Origin of the sequence: Marinomonas sp. 5E14-1 (genome assembly GCF_039939215.1) — a bacterium.
Lineage (GTDB): Bacteria > Pseudomonadota > Gammaproteobacteria > Pseudomonadales > Marinomonadaceae > Marinomonas.
Genome location: NZ_JBDXMW010000009.1, coordinates 59,972 through 82,790, shown reverse-complemented (window position 1 = coordinate 82,790; position 22,819 = coordinate 59,972). Strand labels below are relative to the sequence as shown.

At 45.5% G+C, this 22,819-nt stretch carries 23 protein-coding genes; 14 read left to right on the top strand and 9 right to left on the bottom strand.

Annotated elements, in window-relative coordinates; genetic code table 11:
- Positions 1-22 precede the first annotated feature (22 nt).
- The 4 genes from ABFY09_RS10065 (at position 23) to ABFY09_RS10050 (ending at position 4,403) form a co-directional block, all read left to right on the top strand.
- Positions 23-442, top strand: a complete 420-nt coding sequence (locus ABFY09_RS10065; RefSeq protein ID WP_347984188.1) for a tripartite tricarboxylate transporter TctB family protein — start codon at positions 23-25, stop codon at positions 440-442.
- A gap of 61 nt (positions 443-503) precedes the next feature.
- Positions 504-2,018 (top strand): tripartite tricarboxylate transporter permease, encoded by a 1,515-nt coding sequence (locus ABFY09_RS10060; protein ID WP_347984187.1) that lies wholly within the window; start codon positions 504-506, stop codon positions 2,016-2,018.
- 86 nt (positions 2,019-2,104) lie between these two features.
- A complete protein-coding gene (locus ABFY09_RS10055) occupies positions 2,105-3,196 on the top strand; it encodes a histidinol-phosphate transaminase (protein ID WP_347984186.1) in 1,092 nt (363 codons plus the stop codon).
- Positions 3,197-3,212: 16 nt separating this feature from the next.
- Positions 3,213-4,403, top strand: coding sequence for a multidrug effflux MFS transporter (locus ABFY09_RS10050; RefSeq protein ID WP_347984185.1), 1,191 nt, complete (start codon positions 3,213-3,215; stop codon positions 4,401-4,403).
- Positions 4,404-4,584: 181 nt separating this feature from the next.
- On the opposite strand, the gene hydA is transcribed toward ABFY09_RS10050, so the two are convergent.
- The 3 genes from hydA to ABFY09_RS10035 all read right to left on the bottom strand — a co-directional run bounded on the left by hydA (position 4,585) and on the right by ABFY09_RS10035 (position 8,909).
- On the bottom strand, positions 4,585-6,024 hold the full coding sequence (gene hydA / locus ABFY09_RS10045; RefSeq protein WP_347984184.1) for a dihydropyrimidinase: 1,440 nt from the start codon (positions 6,022-6,024) through the stop codon (positions 4,585-4,587).
- Between the two features lie 134 nt (positions 6,025-6,158).
- Positions 6,159-7,610, bottom strand: a complete 1,452-nt coding sequence (locus ABFY09_RS10040) for an NCS1 family nucleobase:cation symporter-1 (protein WP_347984183.1) — start codon at positions 7,608-7,610, stop codon at positions 6,159-6,161.
- 57 nt (positions 7,611-7,667) lie between these two features.
- Entirely contained in the window at positions 7,668-8,909 is a 1,242-nt protein-coding gene (locus ABFY09_RS10035) for a Zn-dependent hydrolase (protein WP_347984182.1), read from the bottom strand.
- Positions 8,910-9,179: 270 nt separating this feature from the next.
- Between ABFY09_RS10035 and ABFY09_RS10030 the strand changes: the two genes are divergently transcribed.
- The 10 genes from ABFY09_RS10030 to ABFY09_RS09985 all read left to right on the top strand — a co-directional run bounded on the left by ABFY09_RS10030 (position 9,180) and on the right by ABFY09_RS09985 (position 17,394).
- Complete coding sequence (locus ABFY09_RS10030; protein WP_347984181.1) at positions 9,180-9,842, top strand: TetR/AcrR family transcriptional regulator; 663 nt, start codon at positions 9,180-9,182, stop codon at positions 9,840-9,842.
- Between the two features lie 260 nt (positions 9,843-10,102).
- Positions 10,103-11,230 carry a 7,8-didemethyl-8-hydroxy-5-deazariboflavin synthase CofG gene (gene cofG, locus ABFY09_RS10025; RefSeq protein ID WP_347984180.1) on the top strand — a complete coding sequence of 376 codons (1,128 nt, stop codon included), beginning with the start codon at positions 10,103-10,105 and terminating at the stop codon, positions 11,228-11,230.
- Positions 11,227-12,468, top strand: coding sequence for a 5-amino-6-(D-ribitylamino)uracil--L-tyrosine 4-hydroxyphenyl transferase CofH (gene cofH / locus ABFY09_RS10020; protein WP_347984179.1), 1,242 nt, complete (start codon positions 11,227-11,229; stop codon positions 12,466-12,468). The genes cofG and cofH overlap by 4 nt, the downstream gene beginning before the upstream one ends.
- On the top strand, positions 12,468-13,439 hold the full coding sequence (gene cofD / locus ABFY09_RS10015; protein WP_347984178.1) for a 2-phospho-L-lactate transferase: 972 nt from the start codon (positions 12,468-12,470) through the stop codon (positions 13,437-13,439). Before cofH ends, cofD begins: the two co-directional genes overlap by 1 nt.
- A complete protein-coding gene (gene cofC, locus ABFY09_RS10010; RefSeq protein WP_347984177.1) occupies positions 13,439-14,107 on the top strand; it encodes a 2-phospho-L-lactate guanylyltransferase in 669 nt (222 codons plus the stop codon). The genes cofD and cofC overlap by 1 nt, the downstream gene beginning before the upstream one ends.
- On the top strand, positions 14,100-14,873 hold the full coding sequence (gene cofE / locus ABFY09_RS10005; protein WP_347984176.1) for a coenzyme F420-0:L-glutamate ligase: 774 nt from the start codon (positions 14,100-14,102) through the stop codon (positions 14,871-14,873). The genes cofC and cofE overlap by 8 nt, the downstream gene beginning before the upstream one ends.
- Positions 14,874-14,944: 71 nt before the next feature.
- Complete coding sequence (gene npdG / locus ABFY09_RS10000) at positions 14,945-15,622, top strand: NADPH-dependent F420 reductase (protein ID WP_347984175.1); 678 nt, start codon at positions 14,945-14,947, stop codon at positions 15,620-15,622.
- Between the two features lie 83 nt (positions 15,623-15,705).
- The gene (locus tag ABFY09_RS09995; RefSeq protein ID WP_347984174.1) at positions 15,706-16,713 is read left to right on the top strand and encodes a TIGR03842 family LLM class F420-dependent oxidoreductase; all 1,008 of its coding nucleotides are present in this window, start codon (positions 15,706-15,708) and stop codon (positions 16,711-16,713) included.
- A 187-nt stretch (positions 16,714-16,900) separates the two neighbouring features.
- Positions 16,901-17,236: a hypothetical protein gene (locus ABFY09_RS09990; protein ID WP_347984173.1), complete on the top strand. Its 336-nt coding sequence runs from the start codon at positions 16,901-16,903 to the stop codon at positions 17,234-17,236.
- Positions 17,203-17,394, top strand: a complete 192-nt coding sequence (locus ABFY09_RS09985) for a GNAT family protein (protein WP_347984172.1) — start codon at positions 17,203-17,205, stop codon at positions 17,392-17,394. Before ABFY09_RS09990 ends, ABFY09_RS09985 begins: the two co-directional genes overlap by 34 nt.
- A gap of 119 nt (positions 17,395-17,513) precedes the next feature.
- Here the strand turns inward: ABFY09_RS09985 and ABFY09_RS09980 are convergent, their stop codons facing one another.
- The 6 genes from ABFY09_RS09980 to ABFY09_RS09955 all read right to left on the bottom strand — a co-directional run bounded on the left by ABFY09_RS09980 (position 17,514) and on the right by ABFY09_RS09955 (position 22,814).
- Entirely contained in the window at positions 17,514-17,786 is a 273-nt protein-coding gene (locus ABFY09_RS09980) for a hypothetical protein (protein WP_347984171.1), read from the bottom strand.
- Positions 17,787-18,223: 437 nt separating this feature from the next.
- Positions 18,224-19,207 (bottom strand): C-terminal binding protein, encoded by a 984-nt coding sequence (locus tag ABFY09_RS09975; RefSeq protein ID WP_347984170.1) that lies wholly within the window; start codon positions 19,205-19,207, stop codon positions 18,224-18,226.
- 58 nt (positions 19,208-19,265) lie between these two features.
- Positions 19,266-20,435, bottom strand: coding sequence for an acetylornithine deacetylase (argE, locus tag ABFY09_RS09970; RefSeq protein ID WP_347984169.1), 1,170 nt, complete (start codon positions 20,433-20,435; stop codon positions 19,266-19,268).
- Positions 20,428-21,102 (bottom strand): DUF1028 domain-containing protein, encoded by a 675-nt coding sequence (locus ABFY09_RS09965; protein WP_347984168.1) that lies wholly within the window; start codon positions 21,100-21,102, stop codon positions 20,428-20,430. Before ABFY09_RS09965 ends, argE begins: the two co-directional genes overlap by 8 nt.
- Positions 21,103-21,114: 12 nt before the next feature.
- A complete protein-coding gene (locus ABFY09_RS09960; protein WP_347984167.1) occupies positions 21,115-21,531 on the bottom strand; it encodes a RidA family protein in 417 nt (138 codons plus the stop codon).
- Positions 21,532-21,539: 8 nt separating this feature from the next.
- Positions 21,540-22,814, bottom strand: a complete 1,275-nt coding sequence (locus tag ABFY09_RS09955; RefSeq protein WP_347984166.1) for an NAD(P)/FAD-dependent oxidoreductase — start codon at positions 22,812-22,814, stop codon at positions 21,540-21,542.
- Positions 22,815-22,819: the final 5 nt, after the last annotated feature.

Here is a 22,819-nt window from a genome sequence, read left to right as displayed (position 1 = left end):
TCTTCAATAGCGAGGCACAGTGATGAATATAGATAGATTTAGTGGTGCATTTATCGCCCTGATGGGATTGTTGATGTTGTATGTTGTCATTCCTTTTGGCGTAGAGAGCGTCGATGTCAGCGGATTAACGCCAAAGACCTTTCCAGTTTGGCTTTCTTGGTTGATGGTGATTGCAGGCGTAATTCAGTTTATTGCTGCAAATAAATCCGCCGTCAAAATGCCAAGTGGTTTACTGCGGATTGTTTTTCTATGTTCGAGCTTTGCTCTCGTTATTTATGTTTCGTCTTTTACGGGCTTTATATTCATTTCACCTGTATTGGCGTTTGTGTTGATGTACTTCATGAATGAAAGGCGACCGCTTTGGCTTGGCCTTGGTGTCTTTGCCGTTCCGATTGGCATCTGGCTCATTGTTGATGTCATGTTGGGAAGAGAGCTTATCTGATGACGTTAGCAAATGAGCAAGTTGATTATCTCACGAATGTATTATCGCTAGGGGCTTTATTATGGATTTAGTAACGATGTTTGCTGGGCTGTCAGATGCCTTTACACTCACTACTATTCTTTATGTTTTGTTGGGCGTGGTGATCGGTCAATTTGTTGGTGCGATTCCCGGTATAGGCCCTGTGATGGCGATGGCCATTACGATCCCTTTTTCTTTTGTGTTGAGTCCGTTAGCCGCCATTGGTTTGCTAATTGGTATTAATAAAGGCGGATTGGTGGGAGGGGCTATACCCGCTGTTTTGATGAATACACCGGGGACACCGGATGCGGCCGCTACTGCACAAGATGGTTACCCTTTGTCCCAAAAAGGGAAGCCACTAAAAGCGATGAAAATGGCGCTTTATGCTTCTGTAACAGGAGATATATTCGCGGATATTTTGTTAATCACTATTGCGGCGCCACTGTCCATTATTGCGTTGCAAATGGGGCCTGTAGAAGTATTGGGTTTGATGATAGGTGCTTTTGCTGTTATTGCAGGGCTTATTGGTGACTCCATTATTAAAGGCATTGTGTCGGCTATTTTAGGTTTATTAGTGGCCACGGTAGGCTCAGATCCACAGCACTTTACACCTCGTTTTGTTTTTCAATGGTTTGAATTGTATGACGGTTTACCGTTAGCGTCTGTCGCCATCGGTATGCTGGCTATTTCTGAAATACTGAAAAAGCTTTCTAAACGTTTTGAAACGTCACAATCCGTCATATGTATTCCGAAAAATCAACCTCGAGAAGATCGTAGTATCAGCTTAAAAGAATTTTGGACGAGTCGCTTTGTGTATTTGCGTGGCGCCGTGATTGGTTCGCTGATCGGTATTATTCCAGGTGTTGGTTCAACCGCGGCGGCGTATTTGTCCTACGGCTTAACGAAGAAAGCCTCTAAAGAGCCTGAAACTTTTGGTAAAGGAAATATTCAAGGTATTGCGGCGGCTGAATCGGCAAACTCGGCTGTGACAGGCGCCAGTATGATTCCGCTTTTCACTTTAGGTATTCCGGGCAGTATTAATGCTGCTCTGATTATATCGGCGCTGATGATTCAAGGGTTTGAACCCGGCCCATTACTTTTTGAAAGCCAAGGGCAACTGGTTTACGGCCTATTTGGTGCCATGCTGATCGCGAATGTTATTAATTTTGTGGTTGGGTTATTGGGTTTACGCCTATGGTCACGCATTTTGGTCGCACCAGAATCTTTCATCTACAGCACGTCTATTTTGCTCTGCTTTGTTGGTGTGGGTTTGGCGACAGGCGGTTTATTTGGTGTGGCTGTTATGCTGATTTTCGCCATTCTGGGTTATGTGATGATGTCGTTTGGTTATTCCACCATCATTTTTATTATTGCATTTTTCCTTGGCCCGCGTTTCGAAAGCTCACTTGGCCAAACCATCACATTGATTGATGGTGACCTCATTAAGTTGCTGGACTATCCGATTGGCGTTTTCTTTTTTGTTGCCGCGATGTTTGCCATTTGGCGATTAAGCAAAGAGCGCTATAGCGATAGGAATACTTCACAAGCAGCCGATTGATATAAAGATTAATAACACTTTCAAATTTACGTTCTCGAACTTACACATTCGGATTTATACATTCGAATTTATACAAAGGAAACACTATGCCTTGGTTGATGGAAGAAGGTTTTACCTTAAAAACACCCCTGACAAATGATCATATTTTAGATAACGCAGGCCAATTTGATGGGCTTAACTTACTGCATCTTAATGAAGCCTTTGAGTCACCCGCTGAGTTGGTAAAAGGTGATATTAATCAGACACTTGAATCTCTGAATCGCTACCCAGATATTAAGCGTGGGCCATTGAGTCGTGCCGTTGCTAAAAAAACAGGTGTAGAGACAAATTGCCAAGCATGGGGAGCTGGTGCCAGTGATTTACTTTATCGAGCTTTTAATGCTGTCAGTCATGCTGGCAAGAATGCCATCGCACCTACGCCAACGTTCTGGGGGTACGAGCGCATTTATGGTTTAACAAAAGTGGATATCCGCCGTGTTGAAATCGCTGATGATTATCAAATACACGCCAAGGACATTTTGGCAGCGATGGACGAAAACACTGGGTTGGTGAGTGTTGTGACACCTGGAAGTCCAACGGGTATTTCAATGGAAGAAAAGGACTTAATCGAATTGGCGCAAAAGATTCCTTCTGATGTCCTTTTCCTAATTGATGAAGTGTATTTTGAATTTGCACAGAAGAAACTCGACATCATCGCGTTGTTACGAGAACACCGCCAAGGGCACTGGGCTGTGTTGCGTAGTTTCTCGAAAGCTTATGCGCTAGCGTCTGCGCGCATTGGTTATGCCTTATGCAGCAGTGACGATGTCGCACATCGCCTCATTGAATCTGGTTTGAATTTTCCTGTTTCGAGTTTGTCTTTTTCAGCGGCTTATGCGGTTTATACAGACAAACACTTTTTAACCGATATGGTGCGAACGGTCAGTGAGCGTCGCGAGTGGTTATATCAAGAATTGCAATCATTAGGACTTGAGCCGCTCAAGTCGGACACCAACTTTGTGTCGGTGAGCTTGCCTATTCCAGCGGTGCAATCTTTACCAGCCTTAAAAGAGGCCGGTGTATTATGTAGCGGTTGGAATCATCCTTCCTACCCTAACCATATTCGGATTACCGTAGGCAGTGAGCAAGCAAATCAACAACTCATCGATGCTATGACGACGTTACTTAAGCGTCTTTAATCACATAAGGGTAAATATGAACGCTCGTCATTCTGTGGCATTTCTAGGCTTCCTTCTGATTCTGAGTATATCAGGGCCATTGGCGATTAACTTTTATTTGGCCTTATTGCCCAGTATGGCGGAGGATTTTTCGACCAGTGCCGCGACCATCCAGCAAACAGTGAGTGTCTACCTCATGGGGTTTGCTGGTGCGCAATTAATTGTCGGACCGTTATCTGATCGTTTTGGGCGCAAAATCATATTGTTGATTTGTTATTGTGTTTTTGTCGTGGCTTCTTTGGTTTGTGCTTTGGCAAACGATGTTTCCTTACTGATTGGAGCGCGCTTTGTGCAATCGCTGGGTGGTTGTGCTGGTGTTTTACTGAGTCGAGTGATTGTCAAAGACGTGTATCCACCAGAAGAGATGGGCAAGGTCATGTCTTATATGACGACAGGCTTTTCCATGGCACCTTTGTTAGCGCCAGTGATAGGTGGCTTTGTTGGTGTCGCATTCGGCTGGCGCAGTTTGTTTTTTATTTTTTCTCTATTCGGTGTGATTCTTATTTTATGGACGTGGTTCGGCTATCAGGAATCCAACAAAAACCTCAACCCAGACGCGATACGCATTAAGCACCTGTTTGGTAATTACGCACGACTGTTAAAAGAGCCCAAATTTGTTGGGTACTCCTTGGCGGTGTGTGCTTCTATTGCTGGGGTTTTAACCTATACCTCAGCATCAAGCTTTATCTTAATTGAATTGTTAGCCGTACCGACGACGGTGTATGGTTTGCTGTTTAGCATCAGTGCTTTTGGGATGTTCAGCGGCAGTCTGGTCGCCGCCAAACTCAATAGTCGCCTTGGTAGTACCTCGACGATATTGTATGGCGCTTTGGTGTTATCAATCGGTGGTGTTTGCATGGCGGTATTGCCTTGGTTGGATGTTGTGACCGTTCCTACTATTGTTGGCCCTATGTTTCTATACGCTCTGGGAAACGGCATTGTAATGCCAACGGCGATGTCTTTGGCCATCATGCCATTTCCTAAAATGGCAGGCTCTGCTGCGGCGTGGATTGGTTGTTGTCAGGCGGCACTGGGGGCTTTGTGTGGTTATATTGTGAGCCTATTGTATAACGCGAGTGCTGTTCCTATGACGTCTATGATTGGTTTACTTTCACTTGTTGCTTTAGTGAGTATTTTGACCGTACGCTTTAAGTTTCAAGACAGATAATTTAAGCATTTTTATCGTGTTTCTTTTCTGCGAGTTCTACTCTATTGCCATAAAAAAAAACCACCGATAACGGATCCTGCAGGGGTCGCGCCCGCGTCGGAAGGATCTGTTATCGGTGGTTGTGGGTTCAAAAAAGCTGATTCTTAATACAAAAACCGACCTTTAATACAAAAAACAAATGTTAGCGCTTAACCGCCAGTGGTTTATTGAGTTCTTTGCGTTTCTTCAGTGATTCATAGAAAGGCGCATAGGTTGGTCGGTCGATGTATTTGCCATCGCCAGATTTAGACAATAACGTGTTGTTGTGCCAAGCCAATTTACCGTTACAAATTGTGGTTTCTGGTACGCCGTTAATTTCCATTCCTTCGTACACGCTGTGTTCGATATTAGAATGGTGTGTTTTCGCAGAAATGGTCTTAGTCGCTTCTGGGTTCCAGATGACTAAATCCGCGTCTGAGCCGACTCGAATGCAGCCTTTATTAGGGTACATGTTGAAGATTTTTGCTGAGTTGGTGGACGTTAAAGCCACAAATTCATTCGGTGTGATTTTGCCTGCATTGACGCCTTTTTCCCATAACACCATCATGCGCTCTTCCACGCCAGCAGTACCATTTGGAATCATCGCGAAGTTGTCTTTGCCCATGGCTTTTTGCTCTGCACAGAACGCGCAATGGTCGGTTGCGGTGGTTTGCAGTGTGCCAGCTTGTACGCCATTCCATAATGCGTCTTGGTGTTTTTTCGGTCTGAACGGAGGGCTCATAACGTGAGCCGCGGCAGTCGCCCAATCGGTATTTTGGTAGACACTCTCGTCCACCGTTAAGTGGCCAGCCAAGACTTCGCCAAACACCGTGTGGCCTTTGTCTTTCGCATAACGAATCGCATCAACCGCTTCTTCTGTCGATACATGAACAAGGTAAATTGGCGCGCCCAATGTATTGGCAATGCTGATCGCACGGTTCGCGGCTTCGCCTTCTACAGAAGAAGGGCGAGACAACGGATGTGCTTCTGGACCTGTCATCCCTTCCGCTAATAATTTGTTTTGTAGGTGGTAAACGAGCTCGCCATTTTCCGCGTGAACTGTTGGCACCGCGCCTAATTCTAAACAACGGGTAAAGCTGGACACTAAAATATCATCGGTTGCCATGATGGCATTTTTGTACGCCATGAAATGCTTAAAGCTGTTGACGCCATATTCTTCTGTCAGTGTTGCCATGTCTTTAGAAACGCTTTCGTCCCACCAAGTGATCGCCACGTGGAAGGTGTAATTTGAGTGCGCTTTTTCCGCCCATTCACGCCATTGCTTATAGGCTTCCATTAAAGATTGTTGAGGGTTTGGAATGACGAAGTCGATAATGGTTGTTGTACCGCCAGCCAGCGCCGCCACAGTACCAGAAGCGAAATCATCTTTCGCTACCGTGCCCATGAAAGGCAGCTGCATGTGAGTGTGTGGGTCGATTCCGCCCGGCATAATAAGTTTGCCTGTGGCATCAATGATTTCTGCGTCTTTGGGTATATTGCTAATACTACCAATTTCGACGATTTTGTTATCTTTACAAAGAATATCCGCTTTGAAGGTTTCTTCGTGAGTGACGATTGTGCCACCTTTGATTAATAAGCTCATAGTGTGTCCTCTTATGGTGTCTATATGTCGAAAAGCAGTAAAAAAAATAAAGTTAGAAAAAATAAAAAAGCTGGCGGCGCGGAAGACACCGCCAACTGAGGTAACGTTTGATATTAAGCTGAGGCGTTACTTGCCTAGGCTTTAGACTTAGTTAATAAGAAGTAAACCAAGGCACCTGTAAATGCGCCTGTGAACCAACCGTAGCTATAGAACCAGCTAAGCGCTGAAATGTTCAAAGCAAGAATGGTGATCACAACAGGTGTGGCGAAAGCGATAAGGCCTGCGCTGTTGAAGGCTGGGTATAAACCGTTTGGTTTGTACAAAGACACCAAATCCAAATGCTGACTTTTTGTCACAAAGTAATCGACAATCATGATGCCAGCGATTGGCCCCAATAAGCTTGAGTAACCTAACAACCAGTTGGAATACATGCTTTCCACACTGACGTCAGATTCGATCCAGCCCATTTTTTTCAACAATTCCCAACCCATTAAAAGAATACCAACAAGGCCAGTTAACAATACGCCACGAGTATGGTTGATGTATTTTGGCGCGATGTTTTGGAAGTCATTGGTCGGAGACACAATGTTCGCCGCTGTGTTAGTAGAAATTGTTGCGATGATGATCAACACCATAGCGATAGCGACTAAAAATGGGCTGTCGATTTTGCCGATCAACGAAATAGGATCGGAAATGGTTTCGCCAACTAATGTGGTCGAAGCCGCTGTTAATACCACGCCCAGTGCCGCGAAGAAAAACATCGTGATTGGTAAGCCAATGATTTGACCAACCACTTGGTCTTTCTGAGATTTTGCGTAACGGCTGAAATCAGGAATGTTCAAAGACAAAGTCGCCCAGAAACCTACCATGGCCGTTAAGCCACCAAAGAAGTAACCCATAAAACCAGCATCAGCAGGACGATTTGCAGGAATAGACAGAACTTCTGACACAGAAATTTTACCGCCAGCCCAAAACATCAAACCAAGACCGACAATCAATAAAAGAGGAGCGGAAAGCGTTTCTAGCCATTTAATGGATTCCGCACCACGGATGACGACAACCATTTGCAATACCCAGAATAAGAAGAAGCCAATCACTTCACCGACGCCGCCCAAACTTGCCCAGCCATCTGATATGGCCGATAAGAGCAAGTGAATCGCCAAGCCACCAAACATGGTTTGAATACCGAACCAGCCACACGCGACAAAGCCACGAATCAAGCAGGGAATGTTTGACCCAACAATACCGAATGAAGAGCGCAGTAACACAGGGAAAGGCACGCCGAATTTTGTGCCTGGGTAGGCGTTCAATGTCAGTGGAACCAGCAAGATGACATTGGCAATCAGGATCGTTAATAAGGCCTCAGTAACCGATAATCCAAAGTAAGCGGTAAGTACACCACCTAACGTATAGGTTGGCACACAGATAGACATACCGACCCATAACGCCGCAATGTTCCATTTATTCCACGTTCTGTCTTTGATTTTTGTTGGTGCTAAATCGTCATTATACGCTGAGCTTTGTTGGAGATCGGAATCGACCTCCAGTTCATAAAACTCACCTTGTTGAATAGACTTACTGGTCATATTGTTCCCCTTTTTCTATTTTTGATTCACTGATTATTTTTTTCTCAGTGTGATTTTTTAACCTTGTTCCTTTGCAATACGTTCACTGGCTTCGAGCATGGTGTGCAGCAGTACGTTCGCGCCAGCGGCACATTCTTCTGGTGAGCTGTATTCCGCTTCGTTATGGCTAATGCCGTTTAAACAAGGCGTGAAAATCATCCCTGTTGGGACTAAGTCCGCCATGTAACACGCGTCGTGACCTGCACCCGCGTAAATGTCCATGTGGCTGTAACCCAATTTTTCTGTGGCGGCTTTCACATCGTCTGAGGCGTTGAATTCCACTGGCGCGAAATACCAAAAAGGATCGAGATTGACTTCTACATCATGCTCTTTAGCGATTTTTTCACAAAATGCAGTGAGCTCTTCGTGCATGGTTAATAGAACATCTGGGCGAGGATTACGTAGATCGGCGCTGAACTTCACATTACCTGGAATCGTGTTGCGTGAGTTTGGCCAAACCTGCATAAAGCCTACGGTGCCTAAACCATTTTCGTGACGAAGTGCGATGGCGTTCATTTCTGTGACGATGGCCGACGCGGCGAACATGGCATCTTTACGCAAATGCATTGGCGTTGTGCCCGAGTGAGAAGGGCGACCAACCACTTCCACGTTGTACCAACGAATGCCTTGGCCCAAACGTACGATACCGATGGATTTTTCTTCGTCTTCTAAAATAGGGCCTTGCTCTATGTGCGCTTCAAAAAATGCGCCCATGTTGCGGCTGCCTAATTCCATATCGCCAAGATAACCAATGCGTTCCAACTCGTCGCCAAGGCGGATACCGTTCACATCGGTTTTGTTTAATTCGGTTTCTAGATCGAAGCGACCAACGTATGTTCCTGAACCTTGCATGGCAGGTTGAAAGCGAGAGCCTTCTTCGTTCGTCCAGACGGAAAACTCCATTGGGGTTGGGGTTTCTATGTTGTTGTCATGCAATGTGCGCAAGACTTCGACGCCAGACAGCACGCCGAATACGCCGTCAAACTTACCGCCTGTTGGTTGTGTATCCAAATGACTGCCTGTGCCAACCGCAGGTAAATCATTGTTTTTTCCAGGGCGACGCGCAAAAATATTGCCTATCTTATCGACTTCCACATCACAGCCGCAGGCTTTACACCAAGATACGAAGAGGTCACGGGACTGCTTATCCAAATCGGTGCCTGCAAGACGATTACAGCCGCCTTTTTCTGTGCCGCCGATTTCGCCCATTTCCATTAACGTGTCCCAAAGTCGCTGCTCGTTGATACGAAGGTCTTGCATGGTTTTGCTCCTGTTCAGTGACGCACCTATATAAAGAGGTGAGAGAAAAAGACTTACCAAAAGGTAAAAAATGATGGTAAAAAAATATTTGCATCAATGGCTTCGATTCAGCAATAAGTAGGCCAAGTTTGTTAGGCTAGCACCATGAAAGCGTCGTTAACGGACGGTTATTATGTTATTTTGGATTCATAAATTTTAAGAATTTTATATATAAAACAATGGTTTGTGTGTTTATTAAAAACCAATGAATAATTTTTTAAGGCGAAGCTCATGGCGACAGTGAAAACAGCGAAACGGACGAGACAATCCATTAATCGAGAAGAATTGGAGTCTCGAATCTTGCGCGCAGCGGAAGTATTGTTTGCAGAAAAAGGTTACAGCGGATCATCGATGGAAGCGATAGCTGTGGCCGCTAATATTTCCAAACAAAATTTAATTTATTACTTTAAAAACAAAGAGTTACTTTATAAACGAGTGCTGACTGAAATGCTTGATGTATGGATTGAAAAGCTTTCTTTCCTAGAAAAAAACGGTGCGGATCATCAAGATACACCGGAAGTGATTATTCGTCGTTACGTTCGTGAAAAAATGCAACTTTCTCGCTTATACCCAAATGGTTCGAAAGTCTTTGCTCACGAAATTATCAGCGGCGCGCCAATGCTTAAAGAATACCTTGTTAGCCATTTGAAGCCTCAGTTTGATCGCGATGTGATTCTCGTCAAAACGTGGATAGACGAAGGTTTGGTGGAAAATATTGACCCTGAACATTTGTTCTTTACGATCTGGGCAGCGACGCAAACGTACGCTGATTTTTCTGTGCAAATGGAAGTACTGTTAGGTAAGCCTCGTTTGGAAGCAGAAGACTTTGAAAGAGCGGAAATCGCAGTGACAGATTTTGTTATGCGCGCTATTGGTGCCAAAACAAAGGAATAATTTTTTTTCCTGTTTCATTTTTCCGTGTGTTCGGTTTTTTTTCGACACACTTTTGAACTTTGAATGTGGAGAAAAAGTGCAGTTTTTCATGATCTTAACCTTTTGGTTAACTTTTTACTTAACTAAACTTTACGCACAAAGTGCCGTTTTAGTGCGCGATTTGCACTAAAAAAAACGATTTACTCTCGTTCAAATGATTGCTATTAATTTTTATACCAAATGGTAAAAAAGTTAATTAATCATCACATCGCGGAGTGAATATGATCTCAATATCTGAAGCCATATCTTATGAGTTTGCCACTGGGCCAGACTTGTATGCACTCTGCCAACAAGCTGCCCAGATTCGTAATAGCTACTGGGGAAAGAAGCTTACTTATTCTAAAAAGGTCTTTATTCCTTTAACCAATATGTGTCGTGATTCCTGTGGCTACTGCACCTTTGTGCAATCGCCAGATTCGATTCACTCTAATTACATGACACCGGAACAAGTGTTGAAAACCGCACGAGAAGGCCAAGCTTTGGATTGCAAAGAAGCCTTGTTTAGCTTGGGAGAGCGACCAGAAGAGCGTCATCAAAAAGCCCGTGATTTACTGGCCAACCTCGGTTATGAAAACACCTTAGATTACCTTCATGATCAATGTGAAAACGTATTAACTAATACCAGTTTATTGCCTCATGTGAATGCTGGCGCTTTGTCTTATGACGAGTTGAAAAAACTCAAACCCGTCGCTGCTAGCATGGGAATGATGCTGGAAAATGTCTCCACCGATTTATTAAAACGGGGCCAAGCCCATTACGCTTGCCCAGATAAAACGCCGAAACGCCGACTCGATACGATAGAACAAGCAGGCAAACTCGACATCGCTTTCACCACGGGTATTTTGATCGGTATTGGTGAAAGCTGGGAAGATCGAGTTCGCAGTTTGGTGGCGATTCGAGATCGCCATCTTACTTACGGACACATTCAAGAAGTCATTGTCCAAAACTTTCGTGCTAAAGACGGTACCGCAATGGAAGGTTGCCAAGAACCTGACTTAGACGACATGAAGCGCACAATTGCTGTGGCTCGATTGATCCTTCCTGAAGAAATCAGCATACAAGCACCACCGAATTTAGAAATTGAATATGGCAGTTACATCAACGCCGGCATCAATGATTTCGGTGGCATCTCACCGCTCACCAAAGACTTTATCAACCCAGAACGCGCATGGCCGCAAATCAATAGTGTGGCGACCGCTTGTGAAGGTTTGGGTTATTCGTTGGGCGAGCGTCTGACGATTTATTCTCGTTTTCAAGATCAAAACGATAAATACCTAACCCCTAATTTAATACAAAGAGCGGCGTCACTGGTGGGTTGTGCTGCTCATGTAAGAGGAGCCATCGCATGATTTTATCGAACGTAACCACAGAGAAATCACCGAATCCGCTTTTATTTAACGATCAGATTACACCAGCCGTTCGTGACATTTTAGAAAAATCTCTTCTAGGTGAAGAGTTAAATGTGGAAGAGGCTTGTGTGCTTTTTGCGACACAGGGGGAAGATGCGCAAGCGGTTTTAAATACCGCAGATAAGGTGCGTGAAAAACGTGTTGGCGACACAGGAACCTTTGTTATTACACGCAATATCAACTTTACCAACGTGTGTTATATGGGATGTCGCTTCTGTAATTTCGCCAAAGAAAAAGGCGATAAAGAAGCGGAATTTCTGAGCGTAGAACAAGTCGCAGACAGAGCGGAAGAAGCGTGGAATCGCGGTGCCACCGAAGTGTGTATTCAAGGTGGTTTGCATCCAGACATCGACGCGAATTATTACCGAGAACTGGTTATCGCGGTGAAAAAGCGCGTGCCAGACATTCACATTCATGCCTTTTCACCGTTTGAAATTTGGTACGGCTGCAAGAAAGCCAAATTGGAGCCAGAAGTGTTTTTGTCTGAATTGAAGGCGCTGGGTTTAGGTTCCATGCCGGGCACCGCCGCAGAGATTCTAGACACAGAAGTTCGTAAGCAATTGACCAAGAACAAGCTCACCACAGAAGAGTGGGTTCGCATTATCAAAGCCGCCCATTCGGTTGGCGTACCGACGACTTCGACCATTATGTACGGTCATGTGGATCAGCCGATTCATTGGGCAAATCATCTTAAATTATTGCGTGATATTCAAAAAGAAACTGGCGGTTTTACGGAGTTTGTTCCGCTTGGTTTTATTCATTATGAAACCCGCTTGTACAACGACAACCCTGACAAGGTTCGTACTGGGCCAACCCAAGACGAGCATTTTAAAATGCACGCCATTGCGCGACTTATGTTGCAAGGTCACATCGATAACATTCAAGCGTCTTGGGTGAAAATGGGCCCAGAAGTGGCGACCAAAATGTTGCAATCTGGCGCGAATGATCTGGGAGGCACCTTGATGAACGAAAGTATTTCAAGAGCCGCTGGCGCCACCCACGGACAAGAAGTCTTTCCTGAAGACATGGTGGCGAACATTCAAAGTGCAGGGTTAACCGCCGTTCAACGGGACACCAAATACGGTGTGGTCAAAACCTTCGAAGACGCACCACGTGTTTTTCATCAAGCGAGCCCGTCTATCGACGCTAATCGCATTGCTATTCAAGGCGTTGCCTAATGAGCAGCGCGTCTGAATTAAAAATCACCCTGTTAGCGGGCGGCGTCGGTGGCGCAAAAGCCGCGGAAGGCTTGGCGGCGAGCCAATACGCCAGTGCGACCAGCATCATTGGCAACATTGCCGACGATGATGAGTTTCATGGTTTGTGGGTGTCGCCAGACATCGATACCTTGATCTATTCCCTCGGTGATCAAATTGACCGAGTACAAGGCTGGGGACGCAAAAACGAAACCCACCAAGTGTTAAAAGAATTGAGTGCATTAGGCCAAGACACTTGGATGACGCTAGGAGATTTGGACTTAGCGACGCATATTTATCGCACTAGCCAAAAAGCCAAGGGCGTCAGCGCCAGCGAGATTACTCATCGTTTAGCAAAGCGTCATGGCGTGACTATGCCGATTTTGTTACCGACTGACGATGTGGTGCAAACCCGAGTCAAAACGCCAACAGGCTGGTTGTCATTTCAAGAGTTCTTTGTCCGTGAACACTGCAAACCAGATGTGTTAGACGTTGAGTACAAAGGCGCTACTAAGGCGAGTGCAGCGCCAGCCGCTCTGGAGCAAATAGCCAACAGCGATGTGATTGTCATTGCGCCAAGTAACCCGATCGTCAGCATCGGTGCGATTCTCGCGGTGTCAGAAATTCAACACGCCATTGAAAGCAGTGGGGCTTATGTCATCGCTGTGTCGCCACTTATTGGTGGAAAAACCATTAAAGGACCTGCCGACAAAATGCTCGAAAGTGCAGGTAAAAGCATCGATTCAAACGGTATCTATGCATGTTATGCCTCCTTTCTGAATGCTTTAGTTATCGATACTGTGGATCAAGATGAAGTGATTGGGTTAGAGCAAAAAGGCCTAGACGTTTTGGTCACGCCCACCTTAATGAAGACCACAGAAGAAAAATCAGACTTGTTATCCAGCGTCGTTCAATTTGCTTTGAGCCAGCGTTCTAAGGGAGGAAAAAAGTAATGCCCTTTTTAGAAGAAAAGTTGTGTGTGGTGATTCCTATGAAATCCCCACAACGTTCCAAACAGCGTCTTGCTCACAGCATGACGGACGAAGCTCGCGAAAGCTTATCGTTGAGTCTTTTTCAAAACACCTTGGCGTTTTTTCAAACACATTTTCCTAGGTTGGATGTGTTGGTGGTCAGTGAGTCATTAGAGGTTTTGGGGCTTGCCCAATCTTATGGCGCCAATACGTTATTTGATGATGGCGAGAGCGGCTTAAACGGTGCACTCACGTTTGCCTGTGATTGGGTGAAACAGTCTGGTTATGACAGCCAATTGATTATTCCCGGTGACATTGCCGTACTGAATCCAGATGAAATCCAAGCATTAATCGCGGTCGCGGATGACGCGGAAGTGGTGATTGCAGTGGCAAAAGACGGCGGCACAAACGCCTTGCTGACATCTCCGCCAGACGCCATTGAATTTGAATATGGCCATCAGTCCGCGAGACTTCATAAAGGCAATGCATTTGAAAACGGCTTGAGCTGTCGTTCATTGAACTTCACTGATTTGGCGTTAGACATCGACCAAAGTGATGACTTGAAACAAGCGGTCATACAAGCACCAGAACGTTTCAATGCATGGAAATCGTGTTTTATATCACCCGTTAAGGAACATCAATATGCCTGATTCTATGAGTATGTTTCGCCTAATGGGTTTGCCAGATTTTCAACAAGGCGACGATTTAGCGCAGAAAATTATTGATACTTTTATCTCTCAAAAACAAACCTTGGTAGCCGGCGATATTTTAGTCATTGCTCACAAGGTGGTATCTAAAAGCGAAGGCGCGTGCGCGTATTTAGAAGACGTCACGCCAAGCGAAGAAGCCATTGAATTGGCCAAAACGGTGAATAAAGACCCGCGAAAGGTCGAAGTGATTCTTTCTCAATCAAGCCGTGTGGTACGCGCCATGAAACGTCCAGATCAAGACGAAGGCGTTCTGATTGCTGAACACAAACACGGTTACATCTGCGCCAATGCTGCGGTCGATGAGTCAAACGCAGATCATCCGGGGCAATTGATTTTACTGCCAGAAGACCCAGACAAAAGCGCCCGCGAAATCTGTCTTGCTTTAGAAAAACACTTTGGCTGTGAGCTGGGTGTCATCATCAGCGATACCTTTGGTCGACCTTGGCGATTAGGCCAAACCAACGTGGCGATTGGCTTGGCGAATGTGCCGGGCGTGATGCACATGTTGGGGGAAGAAGACGCGTTTGGTCGTCCGCTTAGTGTTACCGCACCGGCTTTTGCGGACGAACTCGCTGCCGCATCTGGCTTACTCATGGAGAAAAGCGCCAAGTCACCTGTGATTGTTTTCCGTGGTTTGGATTGGCCGAGAACCGACAGCTCAAGCAAAGATTTAATGCGCGCCCATAACGAGGATTTATTCCGATAAATCATGGTTAAGAGCACAAATAAATAACCCGATTTAACACATTGATATTCGATAAAAAGAAAGAGGAATGTATGAGTAAAGTAGCAATTATTGGCGGTACAGGCCCGCAAGGTAAAGGCCTCGCATTGCGTCTGGCGTTGGCTGGGGTCAGTGTCGTTTTGGGCTCTCGTGATGCAACGAAAGCAGCAGAAACAGCGAAAGAACTGGTCACTTTATTGGCAGAAAAAGACTGTAAAGCAGACATAACTGGTTTGTCGATGGAAGACGCCACCAAAGCCGCAGGCGAATTAGTAATCCTTTCCGTGCCTTACAGCGGCCACGACGCAACATTGACCGCTCTAGCGCCTTTGCTCACAGATAAAGTGTTGGTGGACATTGTTGTGCCATTAGCGCCGGGCAATCCAAAAGCTGTTGAAATGCCAAAAGAAGGTTCTGTAACCGAAGCCGCGCAAGCCTTACTGGGCGAAAGCATTCCTGTGGTTGGCGCCTTGCATAACGTCTCTGCCGTCACCCTGAACGACCTTTCCCGCGCGATTAATTGCGACATTTTAGTGTGCGGTAATGACCTTGCCGCGAAGAAGAAAGTCATGGCGCTTATCGAACTGATGGGCACCAAAGCCTACAACGCAGGGTTGGCAGAAAGTGCCCGCTGTATTGAAGCGCTGACGCCTATTTTGATTCGTTTGAATATTTCGAAAGAGGTGCCGTTTAGTCATGCGGGTGTGCGTATTTGCCCACCAGAGCACTAATCGCTCACTACGTCGTGAAAAGTTATTGGAAATTTAAAAAATTAAAAAACTAATTAAAAATATTATGACAAGAGGAACACATTATGGAATTTGGTATCACGTTTAAAGGTTTTGTTAGCCCAGACCGCGCACGAAATTTGGTTCGTCAGGCGGAAGAAGCGGGTTTCACTTATTGCTGGTTTTACGATTCGCACATTCTTTGGCGTGAGTCATTTGTTGCCATGGCAATGTGTATGGAACATACGAAAACCATGCGTTTTGGGCCTTGTGTGACGAACCCGAATATTCGAGATTGGTCTTTGTCTGCCAGCTTATACGCAAGTTTGGCGCATCAAAGTAATGGCCGTTTCGATATTGGTCTTGGTCGTGGTGACTCGTCTATGCGAGTGATGGGGAAAAAACCAGCGACTTTAGCGCGTTTGTCTGAATTCACTACCAAGGTGAAAGCCATGGTTCGTGGTGAAGAAGTGGAATATGGCGAATGCCCTGAGCCAGTGAAATTGCCTTGGGCGACAGGTTACGAATTGCCAGTTTGGATCGGCGCGTACGGCCCGAAAGCCTTGGCAACGGCGGGTCAAGTGGGTGACGGTGTGATTTTGCAAATTGGCGATCCAGATCTTGTTAAATGGTTTACGGATCAGTCGCTCAAAGCGGGTGAAGAAGCGGGCCGCGATATGTCCAACTTCAAAGTTCAAGCGGCGGCACCAGCGTACTTTGGCGACATGGATTACTGCATTGAACACACAAAATGGTTCCCAGCGATGGTTGGTAACCACGTGGCTGACATCGTTGAAAAATACGGTGCCGATTCTGGCTTAGTACCGAAAAGCTTAACGGACTACATCGAAAACCGTAAAGGCTACGACTACTCGAAACACGGTCAAAGTGATAACCCATTCCTAGACTTCATCACAGAAGACATCGTGAAAAGCTTCTGTGTTCTAGGTACGCCTGAAGAGCATATTGCCAAAATCAAAGACCTTGAAGCGGCTGGCACAACGCAATTCAACATCTACCTAGACAGTGGCGACGAAGAAGAAATCATCGCCAAATACGGTAAAGAAGTGATTCCAGCTTTTAACAAAGCGTAACGTCACTAATCTAAAATAGAACTTTCTATACCAAAGCCACGGCAATACATCATTTCGACATTAGCTCGAATCTTACATGATGTATTGTCCGTGGCTTTTTTTGCTTCCTGAAAATTATAATTATTCATCAGTAATGTTTAGTTAAACTAAAGTCCAATCCAGTCATTTCATTTAAAAGAGCATTCATTTGAATATCAGAGCGGTTATACCAAGTGACGCCGAAGGCGTGGCGAATCTGTTAAATCCTATTATCGAAGAAGGTCGTTATACGGTGTTGGACACGACGTTTACAACAGTACAGGAGCGTGCTTTTATCGAAGCGTTTCCTGCTCGTGGTGTGTTTAATGTGGCGGTTTTGGATGATGATTCCACGGTGGTGGGATTCCAAAATATCGAGCCATTCGCATCGTACACGAAAGCCTTTGATCATGTGGGCGTTATTGGTACGTTTGTGATAGTGACTATCGAGGCCGAGGGGTGGCGAAGCGGTTGTTTGAATCGACTTTTGAAGACGCTAAGTTGAAAGGCTACTTAAAATTGTTTGCTTATGTTCGAGGCGATAATGAGCGGGCGTTAGCGGTGTATTTGAAGCAAGGTTTTAAGGTGGTTGGCACGGCGAAAAAACACGCTAGAGTGAAGGGCGTATTTCTCGATGAGGTACTCATCGAGAAATGGCTGTAGATCTTATATAGCCTACTTTACCAATCAAACGAAAGAACCCCAATGAAGGGGATGACATTGGGGTTCTTATCTGACGCTTTCAGTGATACTAAATCGAGAGGGGAATCTCTATTCAGTGCTTATTGAGCGTTTAGTTCGTTGAACTGAGTTTGTAGTTCAGAGTATTTCGCATCATAAATCGCTTCTTTTTGAGATAAAGTAGACGCGCCATTCAAATCAACACTGGCATCAACTGTCGCACCTAGGTTTTCAAGCGTGTTTGCCAGTGCGGTAACGCCAACTTTAGCATTACGTAATTCTTCACGTGCAGAGTCACCAGTAGAAGCGAATGCAGAAGTAGATAGAACAGATGCTGTGATAAGAGTTGCTGTGATTGCTGTTAATTTTTTCATGATTATTTTCCTATATATGTCTATTTAATATTGAGCCCAGTAAGCTGTGCCCGTCTGATGAAGTTCATATTAGAGGAAAAAAATTAGATTGAAATAGCGTTTCAGACGCTTCCCTTGTGTTTGTCGAATCGCAGGCTTTTACCTGCATATTTGCTTAAATATGCAGGTTTTTCGCTAATTAAGCATGAAATAGGCTGTTTTGAGAAAATAAGGACAGAATTCTCAAATCGTTATGTAGCATCTTAATAAATAAGCACACGGAACCAAAAATCTTACATACTTTTCAAACGTAAAAAGACAGAAAAAGGCGAATACGATAAATAAACTGAGCTTTACTAAAAAGTAACTTGCACAATGTTTTTTACCGAATTTTCACTTTATCTTGAAATAAGGTGCTTTCTTAGGCGCCCTATCTCAATGTTATTCGCTCATGGCTGCTAATGTTTGGGTAATGTGAAGTTTTTATTGACGATATGCTCTGGCGTTTGGTTTTTGGATAAGCGCGTCACAACTTGCTCTAGAGAGATCCTTTTACTTTCTAATAAAGACTCTTTAGATAAAAAAGCCATATGAGGTGTGACTATTACGTTATCCATGGCGATGAGTTCGCGATTGGGCTTTTTCTCGTCAGCCAGTACATCCAAACCTGCGGCAGCGACTTTGTTGGATTTTAAATTCTTGATCAATGCGGTTTCATCAATGAGTTCACCACGAGCCGTATTGATCAGGATGACGCCTTCTTTCATCTGTGCAAAAGCGTGCTCGTTGATCATGCCTTGTGTATTTGGAAGAAGGGGTGAGTGGAGGGAGAGTATGTCTGAGATATTGAGTAGCTCATCCAAAGAGTCGCATTTTGAAATGCCCAAACGTTCGGCTTCTTCTTTCGACGTTGATGACGAATATACATACATATTTATGCCAAAGCCTTTTAACATAGGAATGAGTGCTCGGGGAATGGAGCCGAGTGACACGAGACCACAGTTTTTGCCTTTGAGTTTAGACAAACTACCGCCAATGCTGGCGTCCCAAGCACCTTCTTTTACGCTTTTGCTATAAATATGTACTTTGCGGCTGAGATTCAGCAGTAATGCCATGGCGTGGCTGGCGACTTCGTAAGCGCAAAAGGCTGGCGTATTGGTGACGTAAATACCTTCTTTGTCTGCCGCGTCGATGTCTATTTCGTTCGTACCAATGCTTTGTAGGGCAATGATTTTTAAATTAGGCAGTTTTCTCAAGGTGTCAGCACTGACTTCTGTGTATTCAAGCGTTAGAGAGTCGGCTTCTTTCACATCTTCTAGGAGGTTATTGCCATTGACTTGTACCAGTTCGAGATCGGTTATTCCCCACTGTTTGAGCAGCTTTTCTTCATGGCTCAGGTCGCCGGGCATGTTGTAATAAACGACTTTTTTCTTCGCTGTCATGTGTGTTCTTCCTCGTAGTGATTGGCTTTCCTTAAAACTGTCAGGAGAGGTTAAGGTGTTATTCGCTCATCCAGTGGCGCAGGTTTTCCAGCATGTGGTGGCAGCTTTTCAGTTGTTCTACGCTGACAAACTCATCGGGCTTATGGCCTTGCTCCATACTGCCTGGGCCACAGACGATGGTGGCGACGCCGGCTTCGTCGAATAACCCGCCTTCGGTGCCAAAGGCTACGGTGCCGAAATTTTGACTGTTGCTCCAGTTCGCCACCCATTGGGCAAAGTCCGATTGCGGGTCTGTAAGCAGTGGCGGATAAGACGCTAAGACTTCGAATTGAATCCCTGTATTGGCGTTAACCGATTGCATCTTTGGTTCAAGGGTGTTTTTCGCGTAGTCCTGCAATGCGTTCAAGCTGGCACTGTGATCCGCTTGCGGTAAATAGCGCATTTCTAAGTCAAAGTGACAGTGTTCGGGCACAATGTTGAGTGCCGTTCCGCCTTTTATGACGCCAGTTTGCAGAGTGCTGTAAGGTGGATCAAAACGCTCGTCTTGATGCTCTTTTAGTGGCTCAGCTAAATCAGACAGTTTATTCACTAATTTGGCGGCGTATTCAATCGCATTCACACCTTGTGGCGCATAAGCAGAGTGACATGGATGACCATGTACATTGCAGCGCATCGCCACTTTCCCTTTGTGACCATAAACGGGTTCCATATTCGTGGGTTCGCCAACAATGCACATGGCGGGTTTTTCGGGTGATGAATGGATGTGCTCGATTAAGGATCGGACGCCTAAGCAGCCTATTTCTTCGTCATAGGAAAAGGCCAAATGCAAGGGAAGTCGTAGATTGGATTCTTTAAAGCGTGGTACGGATTCCAGAACACAGGCAATAAAGCCTTTCATATCAGCGCTGCCTCGACCATAGCATTTTCCGTCTAACTCAGTGAGTTTGAATGGATCAACTGTCCAGTTCTGGCCGTCCACAGGCACAACGTCTGTGTGCCCAGAAAGCATAATGCCGCCTTCTGTTTTTGGGCCTAATCGAGCATACAAATTCGCCTTGGTTTTCTCGTCATTCATAATAAGCTGGGACGCAATGCCTAGCTCATTAAGGTAGCTTTCTATGAATCGAATTAAGGCAATATTGGAATGTCGACTCACCGTGTCAAATTGCAGCAATTTCTTGAAAATGTGCTGCAAGGACGGTGAAAAGTCTGCAAGAGAATCACTCATCTCCCGGTACTCCGTAGCTCGGTGCTTGGCGAGGGTCTAAAGCACGAGTCACGTAGGCTTGCATTTGAGGCTTATAATCGCTCCACAGCTTTGACAGAGCAGTTATTGGCAGCTCATCTGCCCAATCAACACGCAAATCAACAAGAGGCCAAGAGCAACTTTCGACAATTTTCAAAGCCGCTGAATGCACAGGGCCAGCTTCGCCACCGGCTTCAGCGCCTGCGTTTAGAGCCAATAAAAGCCGATCACCCAGTTCCCCTGAGGACGCTTCAAAGGCTTTGATCATGGCATCAATCACCGACTGTTTAGAAAGCATGTTACCCGCGGCAATGCAGTTTTTCCCTGCCACCGTATGGTAAATCCCAAGGGATTGTGCGCCGCTGAAACAGGCAGTTTCCCCTTTGGTATTGATCGCAGTGACTTGGCGATAATCGCTAAACTCATCTTCCGATAAGGCTTTCTTGAGAGCTTCCTCAGGCGACAGCTCATTCGCCATGTATTCAAGGGTTTTGCTGCCTAAGGATGGCAGCGTAATGTTTTGGCTGGATACCGCACCAACACCGGCTAGTAACCATGGGCAACGCGCGCCGACCGCGATGCTGGAAGAGCTGATGGCGATGCCTAACTGACCGGTTTCAGGACAATACGCTGTGATAGAAATAGTCATCTTACCTCCTCGTTATTTTTCATCTGGAATGACGGCGATAATGTCAATTTCCATCAACCATTCTGGTTGCGCCAAACCAGCGACAACCAAGCCTGTTGAAATGGGATAAACGCCTTTTAGCCAACGGCCGACTTCGCGATACACTGGCTCACGAAAACGAGGATCTGTGATATAGGTGGTTGTTTTGACAATATGAGACAGGTCACTACCAGCTTCTTCTAATAGCTGCTTCACGTTCTTCATAGCTTGTTCTGCCTGGGCGGCTGGATCGCCAAGACCAATAAGCTTGCCGTCGAAATTGGTACCGACTTGTCCTCTTACATACACCGTATTGCCTGCCACAACGGCTTGGCAAAGGTCGTTATCAAGAGACTGATTTGGGTAGGTTTCTTTGGTGTTAAACATTCTGATACGTGTGTGAGTAGGCATAACTTCCCCTATTTAGCCGCTGGGCTAGTGTATTGTTTGTATTGTTTGTATTGGCGTTGGATGACGATCTGATCAGCAATGTATTTTGCATCGTGCCAAACACCCCATATGAATGAAGAGCCTCGGCGTGACAGCCATGGCAAACCTAAGAAATAAACGCCAGTTTGCTTCGATACACCGCGGTGGTGCTTAGGTTGATTGTTGTCATCAAAAGCGTCCACATTGAGCCAGCTATAATCGGTTGAGTAACCTGTTGCCCAAATAATGGATTGAATGCCTGCGGCTTTCATATCCAGTTCAATGGTTGGATTCGTCATGCAATGAGAGTCAGGTAATAGTTCTCTTGCCTCAGGTTCTTCTGGAAGGTCCAAACCATTGTCAGCAATGTATGCATCAGCTCTATCTAGTAGCGATAGGTAGTTATCATCACCTGCGCGGATATTGTCGGCTAGATCGTTGCTAAAGAGGACGGTTGATTGATTGAAAGACTGAGTGCGCCCGACCAATTTCATGCCTCGTTCCGCTAGCTGGCGGAAGTCGATGGTTTTGCCGCCTTCGGCACCACTTACTGCGATGGTGACATGCTCTTTACCCGGTTCGTTAGCTGGAACGTCCCAAAGGCCTAATACGCCTAACCACCAAACAAAATCACGGCCACGATAGCTGCGAGGTGGTCTATCGTGAGGGCCAACAGAAAGGTAAACCGTTTTCCCTGATTGCAATAGCTCATCAGCAATCTGTACGCCAGAAGAGCCAGCGCCTATTACGAGCACCGCGCCTTCAGGAAGTGCTTCTGGGTTGCGGTAATCCGCTGAATGCATTTGATGGATGCCGTGATCCTCAGTTGCGATAGAAGGGATAACAGGCGATTGAAATGGGCCTGTTGCAGAAACGATATGCTGAGCATGAAAAACGCCGTCAGAGGTTTGTACTATGAAACCAGAGCCTTCTTTGTTTTTCTCTACATTAGAGACTTCAATACCGCTTATAACAGGCAACTCAAATTTTTTGACGTAGTCGTTGAAGTAGTCTGCGACTTGATCTTTTGGTACGAAGCAGTCTTGGTCCACATCTGAGAATTCCATACTTGGGAAGCGGTCGTGCCAAGCTGGGCCGTTCGCCACAAGAGAATCCCACCGATTTGTTCGCCAAGCTTCGGCAATTCGATTCTTTTCTAGTACAAGGTGAGGAACGCCTTGACGAGTGAGATGTTCGCTCATTGCTATGCCGGCTTGTCCTGCACCTACGACTAAAGTATCCACTTCTTTAATATTGACTGTCATTTGCG